Origin of the sequence: Bradyrhizobium campsiandrae (assembly GCF_014529705.1) — a bacterium.
GTDB classification, from domain to species: domain Bacteria; phylum Pseudomonadota; class Alphaproteobacteria; order Rhizobiales; family Xanthobacteraceae; genus Bradyrhizobium; species Bradyrhizobium campsiandrae.
This window is the reverse complement of sequence record NZ_JAANIH010000065.1, coordinates 33,554-49,091: the sequence shown is the minus strand read 5'-3', so window position 1 is coordinate 49,091 and position 15,538 is coordinate 33,554. Positions and strand designations below refer to the sequence as shown.

The window sequence follows — 15,538 nt, the reverse complement described above, 5'->3', positions numbered from 1 at the left end:
TTTTGCGGTCGGTGTGGCAAATCGAGCGACCAGTGAAATCGTTAGCGGAAAATTTCGCTCGTCTTAGCTCCTAAACCTAAACAACTTATGAGGTTTGTGCCGCTGAAATTGGGAAGTGAAAGCGACACCGCTCGCCGCCGCCGAGGATGCATTGGCCCGCCTCGACGAGCGGCTGGCCAAAAGCCCAATCCGCGACGGCGCAATCAGCCGGACGCACTTCACTGATGCCTGCGCCAGTCTGTGGCTGGACGGCGAACTTGTCCACCTCGATGACCTCGTCCTCCACGACGCCGGCATGGACGTCCGCGCCCCCACCCACGAGCTGACGCGCGCCCATGCGGTGCTGCGCGCCCGTCGGCGCATCGCCGATGCGAAGCCGGAGTGGGCGCTGTCAGCTACCGGGCTCACCAGCCTCCGCGGCCGGGGCGAGCGAGAACAGGAGACGAGCAACCGGAAGGGACGCGAGGGGAGTCTTGAGGTGGACGACGACGTGGAGCGGGAGGAGGTGGATTTTCAAGGGCCGATCGGCGTCCTTGAGACCGATGCCCACCTGACCGCTGCCTTCGACGCGGTCGACGCAGCGAACGCTAGGGCGGAGCGCAGGCTTGCCGACGAGACTCGGTTTCGGCCGGATCGGGATTCTCTCGTCTACGATCCCGACTGGGATGAGGAGGGGCGACTCGACCACTGGCGCGCCGTGGTCGACCAAACCCGCTGCCTGCCGCCGAGCCTAGCAGGGGCGATTGCCGCCGACGCTTGGGGTGAGATCGAGCCGCTCGAGCACACGCCGTGGCTCGGCCACCTGCTCGCCGCGGCACTGTTGAGGGACCGCGGCAAAACGCGCTGGCATCTGCCGTGCCTGCATGCTGGGCTGAAGAACATTCCGCGTGAGCGCCGGCGGCCACGCGACGCCGCAGCGCGTTTGGTCGTGCAACTCGATGCCATGACCGCCGCCGCCGAATCTGGCCGTAAGGACCACGACCGCTGGCTGATGACCAGAAATCTGCTTGCCCGAAAACTTGCCGGCCGCCGCGCCACTTCAAATCTGCCGGCTCTCCTCGACTATGTGCTGACTAGGCCGATCGTCTCCGCGGGCATGATTGCGGCGGAGCTCGGGATCACACCCCGTGCTGCCCAAAACCTGGTGGCCGAACTCGGCCTGCGCGAGGCAACCGGGCGGGGACGCTATCGGGCGTGGGGCGTCCTGTAGCGGCGAAAGTCGGTGCTATGGATGCTCGGTGGCCGAGCCGAGAATAAGAACAAAAACGCCGCCCGCTTGAAATCCAACGCAGGCGGCGGCCTTTTCCAGCCCCGGGAGGGTGTGACGCAAAACCCCGGTAACGCTGGAGACACCGAACCGAGGCCTTTATTCCACCGGAGGACGCGCGCAGAAAAGGCTTGAAGATCTTATTTAGTTTGACATTACTTATCGTAGCTCGACTACGATATAAGCATCAAATCCAAACTTGCGGGACTTTGGAATAATCTATATTATCGTAGCATGGCTACGATTCAGAGGGACAAACTAAAAAAGCTCTATACCCACTTGGCGCCCGGGACGCCGCTGACCTCCGATGACCTCGCCGCCCTCGGGATCTCGGCCGACCTTGCCGTCCACTATGTCCGTGCCGGCTGGCTGCAACGGCTGGCCCGCGGCTTGTATTGCCGCCCAAACGATCCGCCCGCCTTGCATCCGAGCCTCGTCCTGCTCCAGCGGAGCTTTGAAGGATTGCATGTCGGTGGCAAGTCCGCGCTCGACTGGTACGGTATACGGCAATACCTGTCACAACGGCCTGTCCTCCACCTCTATGGCTGGAAAGCGGGACGCCTTCCGGACTGGTTCACCGAGCGCTTCCCAGCCGAGTACCACCGCAAGCGCCTCTTCAAGGAAGAGCCTGGCGCGCTGCTACATGTCCGGCCTTTAGAGAACCGCAAGAGCGGCCCGCTCGTCTCGGCGCCGGAACGCGCGTTGCTGGAGGTGTTAAGCGAAGTCGGTGTCCGGCAGCCGCTGCAAGAAGCGCGCGAGCTGGTCGAAAGCACCTACAGCCTGCGTGCCGATCTGCTGCGAGACCTGCTTAAGCGGTGCACCAGCGTCAAGACCGTTCGCCTGTGCTTGCAGCTCGGCCGCGAACTCTCGCAGCCTTGGGCCGGCAAGCTCGATCCGTCTCAGTTGCCCAAGGGCAGCGACAGGGCCTGGGTGTCACGCTCCGATGATGGGCTCCTGGTGTTGAAGCCATGAACCAGATCTACCTCGACAGCGCACGGTTGCTGACACGCGTGGCGCCGCTGGTGCTCGTCGAGGATACGTTCGCACTCAAGGGCGGCACGGCGATCAACCTGTTCGTGCGCGACATGCCGCGACTGTCGGTCGATCTCGATCTGGTGTTTCCCGACCACACACTGCCGCGCGAGCAGGCGCTACAGCACATCAACGAGGCTATTCGTCAGTCGGCCGCGCGCCTGCAGAAGCAGGGCTTCCAGACCCATGCGCCGGCCGCAACGGAGTCCGGCGAGACCAAGCTGCTGGTGCGTCGGGGCGGCATCGAAGTGAAGATCGAGGTCAATTTCGTCATGCGTGGCACCGTCCATCCGGTGCACATGGCGTCGCTGACAGCGGCTGCGCGCGACACGCTGCAAGCGGATCTCGAAATCCCGGTGGTATCGTTCGAAGACGTGTATGGCGGCAAATTGGTTGCGGCGATGGACCGGCAGCATCCCCGCGATCTGTTCGACGTCACAGAGCTTTTCGCGCACGAGGGAATCACGCCCGGCATCCGCCGTGCTTTCGTCATCTATCTCGCGAGCCATAACCGGCCGGTGCACGAAGTCCTGTTTCCGTCGCTGCGCGACATCCGCCAGGATTTCGAGCACAATTTCGCGGGCATGACCGCCGAGCCCGTTGAACTCGATGCGCTCTTGGCAGCGCGCGAGCGAATGATGCGCGAACTGCAGCAAGGTCTGAGCGCCGATGAGCGCCGCTTCCTGCTGTCGCTGGTTGCCGCAGCTCCCGAATGGTCGCTACTGGGCGTGCCGCACTTGGAGCAGCTTCCCGGGTTGCGATGGAAGCTGCAAAACCTGGAACGGCTTCGGAAGACCAATGCCCGAAAATTCGCCGAGCAATCGGATGCGCTGGCTCGGCTATTTGGATGAGCAATAGGTGAGCATCAGCCTGAAAAATCACTCCTGTACGCGATGGGCCGTCGCCACGGGCCGCAGGTGATGCAGTGTGACTGCTGACGATGCTCTTCGCGGTCTCGCCATGAGGCATGCACTTGCCAACTTTACGCGCGCGTTCAAGACCTTGCACAAATCGTTCTCCTTTTCGCCCACGCGTGAAGGCCCCGCCTCGCGGCGGAGCCTCTACGCGGCGTCTCAGTCGCGACTCGGGCGAGACCAGATGAGCGAGAAGCCTTCCTCGCCTTCGACCTCGACCAACGTCGCGTAGATCGGAGCCGGGAAGCTCGGGTCGTCCAGCTTGACCGAGTGGTACTCGCGGCCCGTGTCCTGGGACTTCTTCTTCCACATGGCGCCGAACTCGATGTTCGCGCCCGCGAAGATGCGGTAGTCCGGGGCCTTGTCCGAAGTGCGTTCGGCCGGAACGATCTTGGTCTTGACGGTGCCCAGAGCGAGGGTCTTGACGGTGCCAACGAAGCCGTTGCCGTTGACCGTGAAGTTGCCGATGGTAGCCATGTTCGTGTCCTCTTTCGTTCTCGGGCCGCGACCATCGCGACCTCGATGGCTGTCGTTGACCGGAGGCGATCGGGCCGCACCCGAAGGGCCGCCACGCAGTAGAGGGCGGCCAGGGCGAGGCTTTCCTGTCTCGCGAGGAATGGGCGCGCAGCGGCCAGGGGAAGAAAGCCGAGAACGGCCGTTGCGGTCTTTTGATCGAGGCGGAGCGCGGCGACGACGGCCTTCGGTTAGACATGCCAAATCGAGGACGCATTGGGCGCGACAGGCCGAACGATGAGGATACGACTGAGCGACAGGCAAGCCACACCGCACGACGACGGGCGCATTGGTGAAAGACTCGCGCGCGCCGCGTAAGCTTTCCTCCGGTCCAGCCGACGCAATAACAACCCCGGACTTTCGCATCGTGGATGACATCAGCCTTCTGCGGCTTCGGAAAGACGCTCGCCCAGGAACAGACGGGCATCTCGGAAGCCAGAAGAACCCGCCCGGCGCATCTCGCCTACGCCGTCAGGATGGGAAGCACCGCCTCTCCAGTGGCCGGCACACGCAAGACGATGCACATAGGAAAGGCCCCGCCGTGAGGCGAGGCCTTCGTCATTTTCTAGAAAGTTGAACGATGAGCGCAAGCGGCCGAGGCGCGGATCGTTGCGCCTCATGCCGCTTGGTCGATTTCGGCCGGCTTGGGTTGAAGATCGTGCAGATAGGTGACTGCCCGCTGAGCGTGGGCGGCCGCGGAGAAGATGAAGCGCTTCTCGTTGGACAGCACCTCCAACCACGACGCAAGATAACTTGCGTGATCGGCGCGCGGCTCGAGTTCGGGTACGATACCGAGATCCGCACTGAGGAAACACGCGCCAAGTTCGGCGACCAACTCTTCGCGAGCGCGCTCGCTCCGATCTTTGGCGTAGCGGCTGAGATCGCGATTGACGCGGTGCGCCGGCGCAGTACAATGCACGCATTCGTGCGCTAGCGTGGCGGCGTAGCTCTCCGCGTCACTGAAGCTCTCGAATGGGGGCATCTGGATAAGATCGAGCGCCGGCGCGAAAAATGCCTTGTCGCCGCCATGTCGGATGGTTGCGCCCGTATTGGCGAAGAATCCGTCCACATGCGCAATGCGTTGCCCCGGCGCGATGCTTGGAGCCGGGCGCCCGTAATAGTGATCCGGCAAGTCGTCGATCTGATCGACGCAAAACACCGTATAAGCGCGCAGAAACGGAACGGTCCGTTCGACGTCGTCGCCATGCTCATCGGTCTCGGTCTTCGTGAACTTGTTGGCATAGACTACCATCGTTCCGCTCTCACCCTTGCGGACGTGACCGCCGAGTTCAAGCGACTGCTTGAAGGTCATCCAGATAGGTGATGTGAAGCCACGCGCTATGGCTTCCGACCACAGCAGCACGACGTTGATGCCCTGATAGGGCATGCCGTTGTGGCGCAGCGGCCGCGTGATGCGTCCAGCGGCGTTGGCCGCATTCCATGGCTTGACCCACGGACGTACGCCGCGCTCCAGGTCTGCGACGATGCGATCGGTGATCCGCGCATAGATGTCGGCGCGGGGTTTCGTTTCCTTACCTGTCATGATCCTAGTCTCCGTTGAAGACCGCGCCCGTCGCGGCCCGTCGCGGAGGTCCGCTGCGAAGACCTGCGGGGTCGCGCATCCGGTTGCGCTCGTGGTCTGAGTGGCGACAGAGACCCCGGACCGGAACGTCAGTGGAGGACGGCAAAGCCGTTGCGCTGCCGCGCGGGCCGGAGCATCGACCGAACGCCGCTACGGGCCGCGAGGGGCAGTCCAACTCGATTTATTTCTCTTTGCTCGTTTGCGCCGTCGCGCCGTGCAACATGAAAAAGGCCGGCCCGCAGGGACCGGCCGGCATTGAATGGTGAAAGAGAATGGCGGGGCCGAAGCCCCGCCAGCGGCCTCAGTCGAACGCCGACATCTGTGCCTTGGCCGCCTTCCGGCCGACGGTGTCGGTCGTGTGGTCGACAGGACGCTCGAACGGCTTCCAGGTCTCGCCGACGACTCTTTCGTAGGCGGCGACGGCGCCCTCGGCGGCCATGCGAAGCGCGTGAGACTGCACGCCCATGTCGGCGGCGAATTCACGCTTGCGCTGTGCCTGGCTATCGAAGCCGACCGGACCATCGAGGTCCTCATCGCGGCCGTCGTTGGCGAGCTTGGCGGTCGCATCTCGCGCTTCGGTGACTGCGCGGGTGTAGAACTGGCCGGCGCCATGCGCGGAGCCAACATAAGCGCCGACGATCCGTTGAAGGTGAATCTGCATTGCGCGTTCACTCAGGCCGTCCTTGAGCGCGTCGGCGGTTTCGATGATGAGCCGCTCATGCAGATCGCGGATGCCGCCGCTGTCCAGGATCGCAAGGCCGAAACTTTCGGAGATGCGCTGTGCCTGTGCCGCGTCGGGGCAGGCGAGCCGGACCATTTCGAGAGTGGTGCCCTTGCGAAGCGGGATGACACGGGCGCTGGCGCGAGAGGAACGAGCAGGTTTGGTCATGGTGAATTCCTTTCTAAGGTTTCGCCGTCAGGTTCGATCCGGCCCCTGCCGGACCTCCCTTCGGGTGCGGTCGCCCAGCGCCGCCGGGATGAGGGCCGCTTCAAGGTCCGGGGACCGCCAGGCGAGCGAGGTCCGGCTGCGGACAAGCAGGGTCCAGCTTGCTGGAGCCCTGCGCCGAACGCGGCCGGGCCTTGCCGAGATCGGCGGTCTCCGGTCGCTTGCGACTTGGCCTTGAAGCGGACCGCCGGGGGCGCAGACCGCAGCAAACCCGAGGAGAGGGCCGACAGGGTGCGGGCCGGGTTGGCGAATGCGGAAAGGTTCGACCCTGCAGAGCGCCAGCTTCGCGCTGTGCTCAAGACGTTCGCCTGAGCGAGCCGCAAGGTCAGCTTCGGCCTCGCTAGGCCGCCGCGCCGTGCCGCTTTCCGGGACGACAGTCGGCCGGACCGCGACATTCGTCCTTGCGATGTGCTCGCTCCGGGTCGTCACGAGCGGGTCGAGACTCCGGCACGCATCGAGCCCGCAGCTTCTCGATCGCGACATCCTGCCGGGCGAGCTTGCGCGATAGCGCGTCGATCTCCGGCTGGCGCTCTGCGGTAATCGCCGCAAGGTTCGAACGATAGCGTTCGAGGAAAGTGCTCGGGTCGGGCGGCTTTCCGCGACGGTATCCGGATCGCTTGCGGCCGAGTTGCGGGATCAGCGTCGTCATGCGGCGGATGATCTGCCGGTCGATCATGTCGAGCTGGCGCTGCGTCTGACGGCGTGCCTCTTCCATGCGCGAAAGCTGGGTGAGGCGTTCGGAGGAAGCCTTCATGGCGACGTCCTTCCCTGCCAACCGATGAAGCTCGATGGTCCGGAATAGACCGGGTGGCGGGTCTCATCGACGACGAAGCCGAAGCGGCCGATCCGGTACTCGTCGGACGGGACGAGGAAACGTCGCTCCTCAGTGCCCGCGCCGCGTCTGCCGCCCGGCGTGGCGACGACTTCAACAAAGCCCGGCTGCTGATCCGACGTGATCGCCGACACGACGATCCAGTTGTCGGCGTGCTCCTTCTCAAAGGCGCGCCGATCCTTCTCACGGGATTCGCCGGGCAGCAGCACGATCCCGAAAATTGCCTCCCACGCATTGGGCCAGCTATCCTTGATCGTGCGCTCGGCGCAGCGCCGCTCGTAGCCGGTGAACAGATGCGGGAAGGTGATCGCCACGATCGCCCAGGCCTCGTCTTCCTCGTACCAACCGCCCGGCGCGCGCAGTACAGGGTTGACCTTGCGGTTGCGCTCGGCCGAGAGGTGAAAGCCGCCGTGGCCCGCCGTCGAATGGCAGACAACGCCTTCCGCATAGACGGTTGTACCCTGCGACGGACCCCATGGCGTGTTCGCATTAGAGCCGGTGTCGCGACGGCCGAGCGCACGCTTCTCGCGCTGATGCTCTGCGTTCTCCACGACCTTCGTCCGAAAGGCCGTCTCGTCGGCGAGCCCGCCGGAATGGCCGTAGAAGTCAGAGCGCTTCCATTCAGCAACCGGCCGGTTGATGCGCCAGCCGGTCGCGAGATAATGGCGGGCGTCGCGTCCCGGCAGCATGGCGAACGCCGTGTCGCCGACACGAGCTACGAGATAGCCGTCGCTACTGCAGCCGAACTCGACCTCGGGAAGTCCAGGATTCGAGTCCGTCACGGTGGTGAGAGGTGAGGGCGTAGTCATGCAGCCGTCCTCCCCTCCATGACTTCGGCTGCCGGCACATCGGCGATCACCTCGTCGAGAACCGCATCCGGATAGCCGTGGCTCTGCAGCCAGCATTCGGCGTCGGCGCGGCTGCCGGCGAGATAGACGAGTTCGGCGTCTTCGCCGGGTCGGCTGAGCACGCTGACTGCACCGACCCTCGGGCGTTCGGTCACGACGAACCTCAGGTCGCTATCGACCGAGAAGGTCCGGTGGACGCGAAGCACCACAACACCGCCGCCGCCATAGTCGCCGGCGTGCAGTGTTATGGTGGCGCCGATGACGATGTTGCCGACGCGGCGTTCTGCCTGCTTGCGGATCAGCCGTCCGCCGCTGTTGCGGTGTTCCCAGGCCGCGAGCTTCTTGCGGTGCCGGTCCGGTGGCCGCGGCGTGCCGTCGGAAAACCGTATGATCGCTCCGAGCGGGACGAGGTCGTAGATCAATTGCGCGGACATGGACGTCCTCCTGTTCATGGGTGTTGGAAACGAAGCCGCCGCCGGCTGGGCCGGCGGCGGGGTGTCATTCGGATTGTCGATGGCGGGCGGGCTATTCAGCCGCCTCACGGAACGCCTCGTCATCCGAGGCTTCGCCGCTGTCCGCATCGCCAGCGCCCGGGTCCTCGACCTGGTCGTCGGCCTCGTCGGCGGCGGTGGCGGCGTTTTTCGCCAGCCAGGCCAACAAGTTGACCTTGTCCGGAGCAAACAGCGCTGCCGGATGGACAAAACGGCCCTCCTTGAAGTGCTCGACCAAAGCGGCGCAGGTGTCCTTCACCTTCTGGCGCGGGAGAACCGACGCGTCCCTGCACGAGCCTTCGAGCGCGGTGCGCGACAGGCACGACAGGAAGTCGTCGGTGCCCATGTTCGGCAGGAAGTTGTCCGCGCCAAGCACCTCGCCGGCGACGCGCGCAACTATGCCGCTGTCGGTGCGGTTTTCCCGGCACGAGAGAACCTCAACTAGGATCGAGCGCGCTGCGACGCGCAGCGTGTCCATGTCGAGGACGAGCTTGCCGTCCTGATCGAACAGCGTTGCGGCATGGCGCGCAATGCGCCGGTTGCCGTAATAGGTGCCGCCGCTACCGGAATCGACCGAGACGTTCTGGCCCGCGAACGCGAGGATCAGCAGCGCCATCAGCGCATCGTCTTCGACGGGCGCGCCTGCCAACGCCTCATGGAGAGCGTCGGTTCGGAGGTCGCCGATGATCTCGACGCCCTTGCGCGTCACGTCGGGACGCGGCTTCGAGACCGCTGTGCTCTCGTCGGCAGCGTCGGTGCCGGCCGCCGCGCCCTTGTCCTTCGACTTCTTCGCCGCAGGCATGCGGTAATGCACGCTCTGCACCCGGCCGTCACGGTCGAGATACATCGCCGTGCAATCCGACTTCGACGGCTTGCCGTAGACGCGCTCCGCCTTCGGCGGGAGCTTGACCTCGCCCCAGCTCGTCGTCTCCGCGATCATGCCGCGCTTCGGCAAGTTGTTCGTCATCCATTCCTGTTGTGCGCCAAGGAACGCCTCGACATTCGTGGTGTAGCGGCTGTCCTCGTCCGCCGGCGCGAACAGGTCCTCGACCCACTGGATGCCGTACGCCTGGGCCAGGTCGTCGCCGAAGTTGGCGTGATGTGCGTACATGCGGGCCTTGGTCAGTGCCTGCGCCACGCTCCCCCACGAAACCTGCGGATCGGCCTTGGAGGGCTTGTGCTTCTTCCAAACCTCCTTCTGCTCATCGAGCGCTGCCGAGGCGATGGTGCGGAGCTGACGCTCGTCGGGCATGTCGCCCTTGGCCATGTGGTCGAGCATGGCAGGCAGCACGTTTGCCAGCAGGCGGAGCTTCCTGATCTGCCGGACTGCCAGACTGAGAGCGACACCGATCGCCTCCTCGGTCCAACCGAGTGCGACGAGGCGTTCGATCGCACGCCACTGGTCGACAGGATTGAGCGCCTCGCGGGCGATGTTCTCGATCATCGAGCGCATGGCGCCGTTGTCGTTCGCCGCCTCCTCGACGAGGACGTCGATCTCCTCGAGGCCGGCGGCGATGGCCTGCTTCACGCGGCGATGACCGGCATTGATGACATAGCCGTTGCGGCCGCCGCTCTCGGGCGTGATGACCGGCGGCTGGACGATGCCAACCGCCTTGATCGTCGCGAGCAGCAGGGCGTCCGCCTGAGGCGTCGACTTCGTCAGGCGCATGCGGTCGGGATTTTCGTTCAGCGCACGCGGATCAATCTTGATGAGATGCATGAGATTCTCCTGTTCGGGTTCGCGGACCGCGGCTTGCGGGCCCTTCCTCGTCTTCTTCCCGAAGACACCCCCGGGCCCCGCGGAGCGGTCGGGCCGGCACAACTGCGGCCGAGCATCCCCGCCAGGCTGGACAAGCAGGGCTAACAGCCCTGCGAAGGACGACGGGCTGGGATCGCGCAGGCGGCGGTTGAGCTTCAGCGCTGCCGGCCTGGCCGATCTGCGAGCGGGCCTTTCCCTTCCTTCTTCATCACGCTGCGATAGCGCTCTCGCCCCCGCCCTCCACATCCGTCGCAAGGGCTTTCTCGACCTCCGCCAACTGCCTGCGCTTCTCGGCGAGATCGGCTGCGAACGCGAATTCGCCGTCCTCGCGCGACCGGTACGCGGCGAGCCGGCGACGTGCGTCGGCGAGACGCTGGCGATAGCGCTCCCGCTCGCCCTCGAAATCGTCGAGCGCGTGCTCGAGACGGCAGATTGCGCCGAGCGGCGTCACCGTGAGGGGCAACTCGATCTCATGCGTATCCCCGGTGCGGATCAGCATGGTGCTGTACCGATAGCCGTCACGGCCGTAACGCTCGCCGGAATACTCTAGGTCGAACCCGCCGATCGAGGTGATGATGGTCTCACCCTCCTGCTGGAGCTGGACAAGGGTCAGGATTTCCTTCATCAGGGCGCGGCCGGCCTCCTTGCGCTCGACATAGCGCCTACCGGCCACGGTCGCGGCGAAGGCGTCGCCGACGGTCGGAACGAGGCGTTCGATATCCTTGCCGACCTCCGCGATCCGCCGCGTGCAGAACTCGATGTCGCGTTCCGCGTCTCGGATCTGCCGACGGATGGCGTGCTGGTCATCGATATGCGCCGCGCGCAGACGCTCGAGCCGGGCGATGTCGGCTTCGAGCCCAGCCTTTAGCATCAGCCGCTGGTCGCCGCTCGCGATCGCCTTGGCCATCGCGAACTGGTTGGCCTGGCCTTCGCCGAGGTCCTCGAGCCGACGGATCGACATGTCACCGGAGAGCGCCGCGGCGATGAAGCGAGCCTTGCGCTCGTTGTTCTGCCACATGCTCGCGTCGAGCGATCCTTCGGTAGCATAGGCGAAGACGTCGATGACGTCGTGCTGATTACCCTGGCGCTCGATCCGGCCCTCGCGCTGCGCGATCTGCGACGGCAGCCACGGCACGTCGAGGTGATGGAGAGCCTTCAGACGAAGCTGCGCGTTGACGCCCGTCCCCATTGTATCCGAGGAGCCGATCAGGAAGCGGACCTTGCCGGCGCGTACGTCGCCGAACAGACGCTGCTTGGCCTCCGATTTCTTGAAATCCTGCATGAAGGCGATCTCGGACGGGGGCACGCCCATGCGGACAAGCTCGTCTTTGATCCAGCGATAGGCCGAGAAGCCGCGCGTCTTCTCGACGCTGATCGTTCCGAGGTCGGAGAAGATCATCTGAGCCGCGCCAAGCAACTCGTAAGGCTTGCCGTCGGCGCGCACGTAACTGTTGTCTGACGTCTCCTTCCAGATGCGAAAGGCGTTGGCGACGAGAAGATTCAGCTTGTTGTTCGGCTCGTTATCGTTGTCCGGATCGACCAGACGCAGGTCAATCGCCGCATGCCGCCCATCGGTGATGACAGAGAGCAAAATGTCGTCACCCGGCTGCGGCGGCCGGTCGCGCGTCTCGATCGCCTTGATCCGCGCGTCGAGCAGGGCCTGGTAGCGCTTGAAGGCTGGCGTGGGCTTTGCCGTCAGGATCTGGCGCTTGCCCGTCGAGATCGCCGGGACCTTGACGTACTGCCGCAGGTCCTCCGGCATCACCACGTCGGCGAAGGACCGGAACATGGCGATCAGCTCGGGGACGTTCACGAAGGTGGCGAAGCGAGTGACCGGCTTGTACCTGCCGGACGGCTGGAGCTCGAGCTCCGTCGAGACGTCGCCGAAGGTCGAGGCCCAGGCGTCGAACTCGTGCAGGCCCCCATCCAAGAGCGCCGCGTAGCCGAGGTAGCGCTGCACCGAGAACATCTCGCCGAGCGTGTTGGTGATCGGCGTGCCGGACGCGAGCACCAGCGCCCGGCCCGGGTTCTTCGTCTCGATGAAGCGGGCCTTCACATAGAGGTCCCAGGCGCGCTGCGAGCCGTTCGGATCGACGCCTTTCAGTGTCGACATGTTGGTGGCGAACGAGAGCTTACGGAACTCCTGCGCCTCGTCGACGATGATCTGATCGACGCCGATCTCCGCGATGGTGAGGAGATCGTCCTTGCGCGTAGCCAGCGCTTCGAGCCGTTCCTTCAATCCCTCCTTCAGGCGCTCGAGGCGTTTGCGCGAGACGCGGTCGTCGCTCTCGACCCTGATGAGAAGCGTCTCATAGAGCTCGAGCTCGTCCTGGATCATCCGCTGCTCGAAGGCGGACGGCACGCCGATGAAGCGGAATGCCGTATGGGTGATGATGATCGCATCCCACGTTGCGGTCGCGGCGCGCGACAGGAAGCGGTGCCGCTTGTCCTTGGTGAAGTTGGTCTCATCGGCGACGAGGATGCGGGCACCGGGATAGAGCGCCAGGAACTCACGCGCCGCCTGTGCCAGGCAATGGCCGGGAACGACAAGCATGGCCTTGGCGATCAGGCCGAGACGCCGCTGCTCCATGATCGCGGCCGCCATCGTCATCGTCTTGCCGGCGCCGACGGCGTGGGCGAGATAGGTCGCACCTGAGGCGATGACGCGCCAGATGCCGCGCTTCTGATGTTCGTAGAGAACGAAGGCGCCCGATGCGCCTGGCAATTTCAGATGCGAGCCGTCGAAGGCGCGCGGCACGATGTTGTTGAAACGATCATTGTAGACCCGCGCCAGTCGGTCGGTCCGATCCGGATCGGACCAGATCCAATTCTGAAAGGCGGTCTTGATCCTCGAGAGCTTCTCCTTCGCCGCCTCGGTGTCGACGACGTTGAGGACCCGACGTTCGCTGTCGCCGTCTTTGATGGTGTCGAAGATCTGCGGGACGGAGGAGTTGAGCGCATCAGAGAGAAGCTGCCCGGCGTGCCGCCGCTCCGTGCCCCATTCCGACGTGCCAGCGGCCATCCAGCCGAGCTGCCGGGCCTCCACGGTCCACGACGCCAGTTCCGGCATGTGGTGAATCCTGATCTCCGTGCCCATCGTTTCCTTGACGAAGGCGACGATGTCGGCGGTGGGAATCCACGGCGCGCCAAGGCGTACGGTGATGTCCGAGGGCCGAAGGTCGGCGGGCTGTACCTCGCGCAGGGCGGTCACGTTGCGCGCATAGACAGGGTCGAGCGCATCCGCCGCTTCCGCAACCTTCAGCTTGTCGCGCACACCACCCGACAGATAGGCGTCGGCGGTCTGCCACGACCCGCCGCTGGGATCGCGGAAGATGGCGCCGCCAAGCTCGGCAATGACGTCGTCCGCGTCACGGTGCACGAGCTCCGCGATGTGGTCGGGGTCGACATGGCCGCGCTCGTTGAGGACGACGGCCAGCGCGTCGGCGGCGCTGGTGATGACGGGCGGCGCCGGCGGAGCGATCACGCGCTCGGTGAAGATCGGACCCGGCTTCGCCGTGTCGGACTCGAGGTCGTAGTCTTCGATCGAGGCCACGAGCCAGCAGTCCGGATCGTCCAGGAATGGCTGAAGGTTCGGCCTGCGGTGCGTTTCACGGACCTCCCCGGTCTCGTCGTCCTCGGCCGTCGACACGACGGTCGTGTTGATCGGCCCGAAGGCGCGCACGAAGTTCGACCACACGATACGCAGCCTGACCTGCGCGTCCTTCCAGGGCCGGTCGAGCTCCTGACACTTCAGCACCTCGCGGACCGCATCGCGGATCGGGATCAGCTTCTGGATGATCCGAGCGTGCTTGTCCGGAACACCGGCGGCACTGCGGCCCTTGCGAACCGTGACGGCAACTGGCCGGCCGTCAAGGATCTGCATCAAGCCATGCCGGCTATCGAGCAGATAGCTGCCCTCGCGCGCAGTGAGGCTCGCCGAGCCCTCCGACTTCGCCGGCACCGCCTCGCACTCGTCGTCAGGGTCCATCGCCTCCGGTTCGCCGTCATAGATTGCGACCGGAAGGAGGTTGATCGCGTCGTCCAGCGCGGCCACGAGGTCCTCGCCGTCACTCGGCAGACAGGTGTAGGTCTCGCCGAACGGGCCGGAGGTCAGCGCGTGCGCGCCGAGCACAAGGCGGCGATGGCACGCGAACCAGCGGTTGACGCGGATTGCGCCCTCGTCCTCGGTCGCCGGGCATACTTCCTCCAGGTCGAGCCAGGACAGGTCGCCTTCGGGCTCGCCGTGCTTGCGCCGCCGGAAGAACAGAATGTCGACCACGACGTTGGTGCCGGCATCGGCGCGGAAGCTGCCTTCTGGCAGACGGATGGCACTGATGAGATCGGCGTACTTTGCAATCAGCGCACGCGCCGAGCCATCCGCCTTGTCCATCGTGCCTTGGGACGTGACGAAGGCGGCAAGCCCGCCCGGCTTCAGCAGCTTGATTGCCTTGACGATGAAATAGTCGTGGAGCCGCAGACCGAGCGAGCGCAGCGCGCGGTCCGAGCGGACGGTGCGATCGGAGAAGGGCGGATTGCCGATCACGAGGTCAAACCGCGCCGGCAGCTCGGTGCGCGCGAAATCGCCGATGACGATCCGCGCCCTCGGCTGCAATAGCTGCGCGATGCGTGCTGTGACGGGATCGAGCTCGACGCCGGTGACGTGGGAGACCTCGTGCAGAACCGGCGGCATCAGCGCCGGAAACATGCCGGTGCCGATGCCGGGCTCGAGCACGCGGCCGCCGCGCCAGCCGAGGCGCAGCAAACCCGCCCACATCGCCTGGACGACGAACTCCGGCGTGAAATGAGCGTACTGGGTGCAGCGTGTCAGCGAAGCGTAGTCAGCCTCATCGACCGCATCCTGCAGGTCGGCCCCGATCTCGTCCCAGCCCTTCGCAAATTCGGTTTCGCCGGGTCGGCGGAAAACGCCATTGGCGAGCTCTGAGGCGCCGAAGCCGGTAAAGCGGATCAGTTGCCGCTGCTCCTCGACCGTCGCGGGGCGCTCCTCGGCCTCGATCTGTGCGGCGAGCCGAACTGCGGCGATGCTATCGCGGGCGCGCTGCTTCCAGCCCTTTGCGAGGCCGCGCTCGCCGGACAGATAGAAATTGTCGCCGCGCTTGCGGGGATCGGACTCTGAGCGCCGCGCCGATCCGACCGCCTGCGCTGCCGGGGCCGGCGGTGCCGGCGGCAGATCATCCTCATGGTCGTCAGCGCTGCCGAAATCCTCGGCGAAGGCCGTGACGCCAAGGCCGAGGCTGGATGAAAGGGCGGTATTGCCGAAGAGGTCGAGGGTGAACGGATCGTCATGCGCCATGGGAAATGTCCTCCAATTGGGCGCGCGCCGCCGTCCGCCGGCG

Annotated in this window: 11 protein-coding genes; 3 read left to right on the top strand and 8 right to left on the bottom strand. The window is 65.2% G+C overall.

From position 1 onward, the window contains the following. Positions 1–115: 115 nt before the first annotated feature. The 3 genes from G8O24_RS34045 (at position 116) to G8O24_RS34035 (ending at position 3,150) form a co-directional block, all read left to right on the top strand. Entirely contained in the window at positions 116–1,210 is a 1,095-nt protein-coding gene (locus G8O24_RS34045; RefSeq protein ID WP_188149261.1) for an RHE_PE00001 family protein, read from the top strand. A 291-nt stretch (positions 1,211–1,501) separates the two neighbouring features. Then, positions 1,502–2,239, top strand: a complete 738-nt coding sequence (locus tag G8O24_RS34040; RefSeq protein WP_188106900.1) for a type IV toxin-antitoxin system AbiEi family antitoxin domain-containing protein — start codon at positions 1,502–1,504, stop codon at positions 2,237–2,239. Beyond that, positions 2,236–3,150, top strand: coding sequence for a nucleotidyl transferase AbiEii/AbiGii toxin family protein (locus G8O24_RS34035; protein WP_188106899.1), 915 nt, complete (start codon positions 2,236–2,238; stop codon positions 3,148–3,150). The genes G8O24_RS34040 and G8O24_RS34035 overlap by 4 nt, the downstream gene beginning before the upstream one ends. 222 nt (positions 3,151–3,372) lie before the next feature. On the opposite strand, the gene G8O24_RS34030 is transcribed toward G8O24_RS34035, so the two are convergent. From G8O24_RS34030 to G8O24_RS33995, 8 genes are all read right to left on the bottom strand, one after another. Beyond that, positions 3,373–3,690 carry a DUF736 domain-containing protein gene (locus G8O24_RS34030; protein WP_061880546.1) on the bottom strand — a complete coding sequence of 106 codons (318 nt, stop codon included), beginning with the start codon at positions 3,688–3,690 and terminating at the stop codon, positions 3,373–3,375. 652 nt (positions 3,691–4,342) lie between these two features. Then, positions 4,343–5,269 (bottom strand): ArdC family protein, encoded by a 927-nt coding sequence (locus G8O24_RS34025; protein ID WP_188106898.1) that lies wholly within the window; start codon positions 5,267–5,269, stop codon positions 4,343–4,345. Between the two features lie 340 nt (positions 5,270–5,609). After that, positions 5,610–6,197 (bottom strand): hypothetical protein, encoded by a 588-nt coding sequence (locus tag G8O24_RS34020; protein ID WP_188106897.1) that lies wholly within the window; start codon positions 6,195–6,197, stop codon positions 5,610–5,612. A gap of 397 nt (positions 6,198–6,594) precedes the next feature. After that, positions 6,595–7,008, bottom strand: coding sequence for a hypothetical protein (locus tag G8O24_RS34015; RefSeq protein WP_188106896.1), 414 nt, complete (start codon positions 7,006–7,008; stop codon positions 6,595–6,597). Beyond that, complete coding sequence (locus tag G8O24_RS34010; protein ID WP_188106895.1) at positions 7,005–7,895, bottom strand: DUF7007 domain-containing protein; 891 nt, start codon at positions 7,893–7,895, stop codon at positions 7,005–7,007. Before G8O24_RS34010 ends, G8O24_RS34015 begins: the two co-directional genes overlap by 4 nt. Next, a complete protein-coding gene (locus G8O24_RS34005) occupies positions 7,892–8,368 on the bottom strand; it encodes a UCP036055 family protein (RefSeq protein ID WP_188106894.1) in 477 nt (158 codons plus the stop codon). Before G8O24_RS34005 ends, G8O24_RS34010 begins: the two co-directional genes overlap by 4 nt. Before the next feature lie 91 nt (positions 8,369–8,459). Beyond that, positions 8,460–10,145 carry a ParB/RepB/Spo0J family partition protein gene (locus G8O24_RS34000; protein ID WP_188106893.1) on the bottom strand — a complete coding sequence of 562 codons (1,686 nt, stop codon included), beginning with the start codon at positions 10,143–10,145 and terminating at the stop codon, positions 8,460–8,462. Positions 10,146–10,392: 247 nt separating this feature from the next. Beyond that, entirely contained in the window at positions 10,393–15,495 is a 5,103-nt protein-coding gene (locus tag G8O24_RS33995; RefSeq protein WP_188106892.1) for a helicase-like domain-containing protein, read from the bottom strand. Positions 15,496–15,538: the final 43 nt, after the last annotated feature.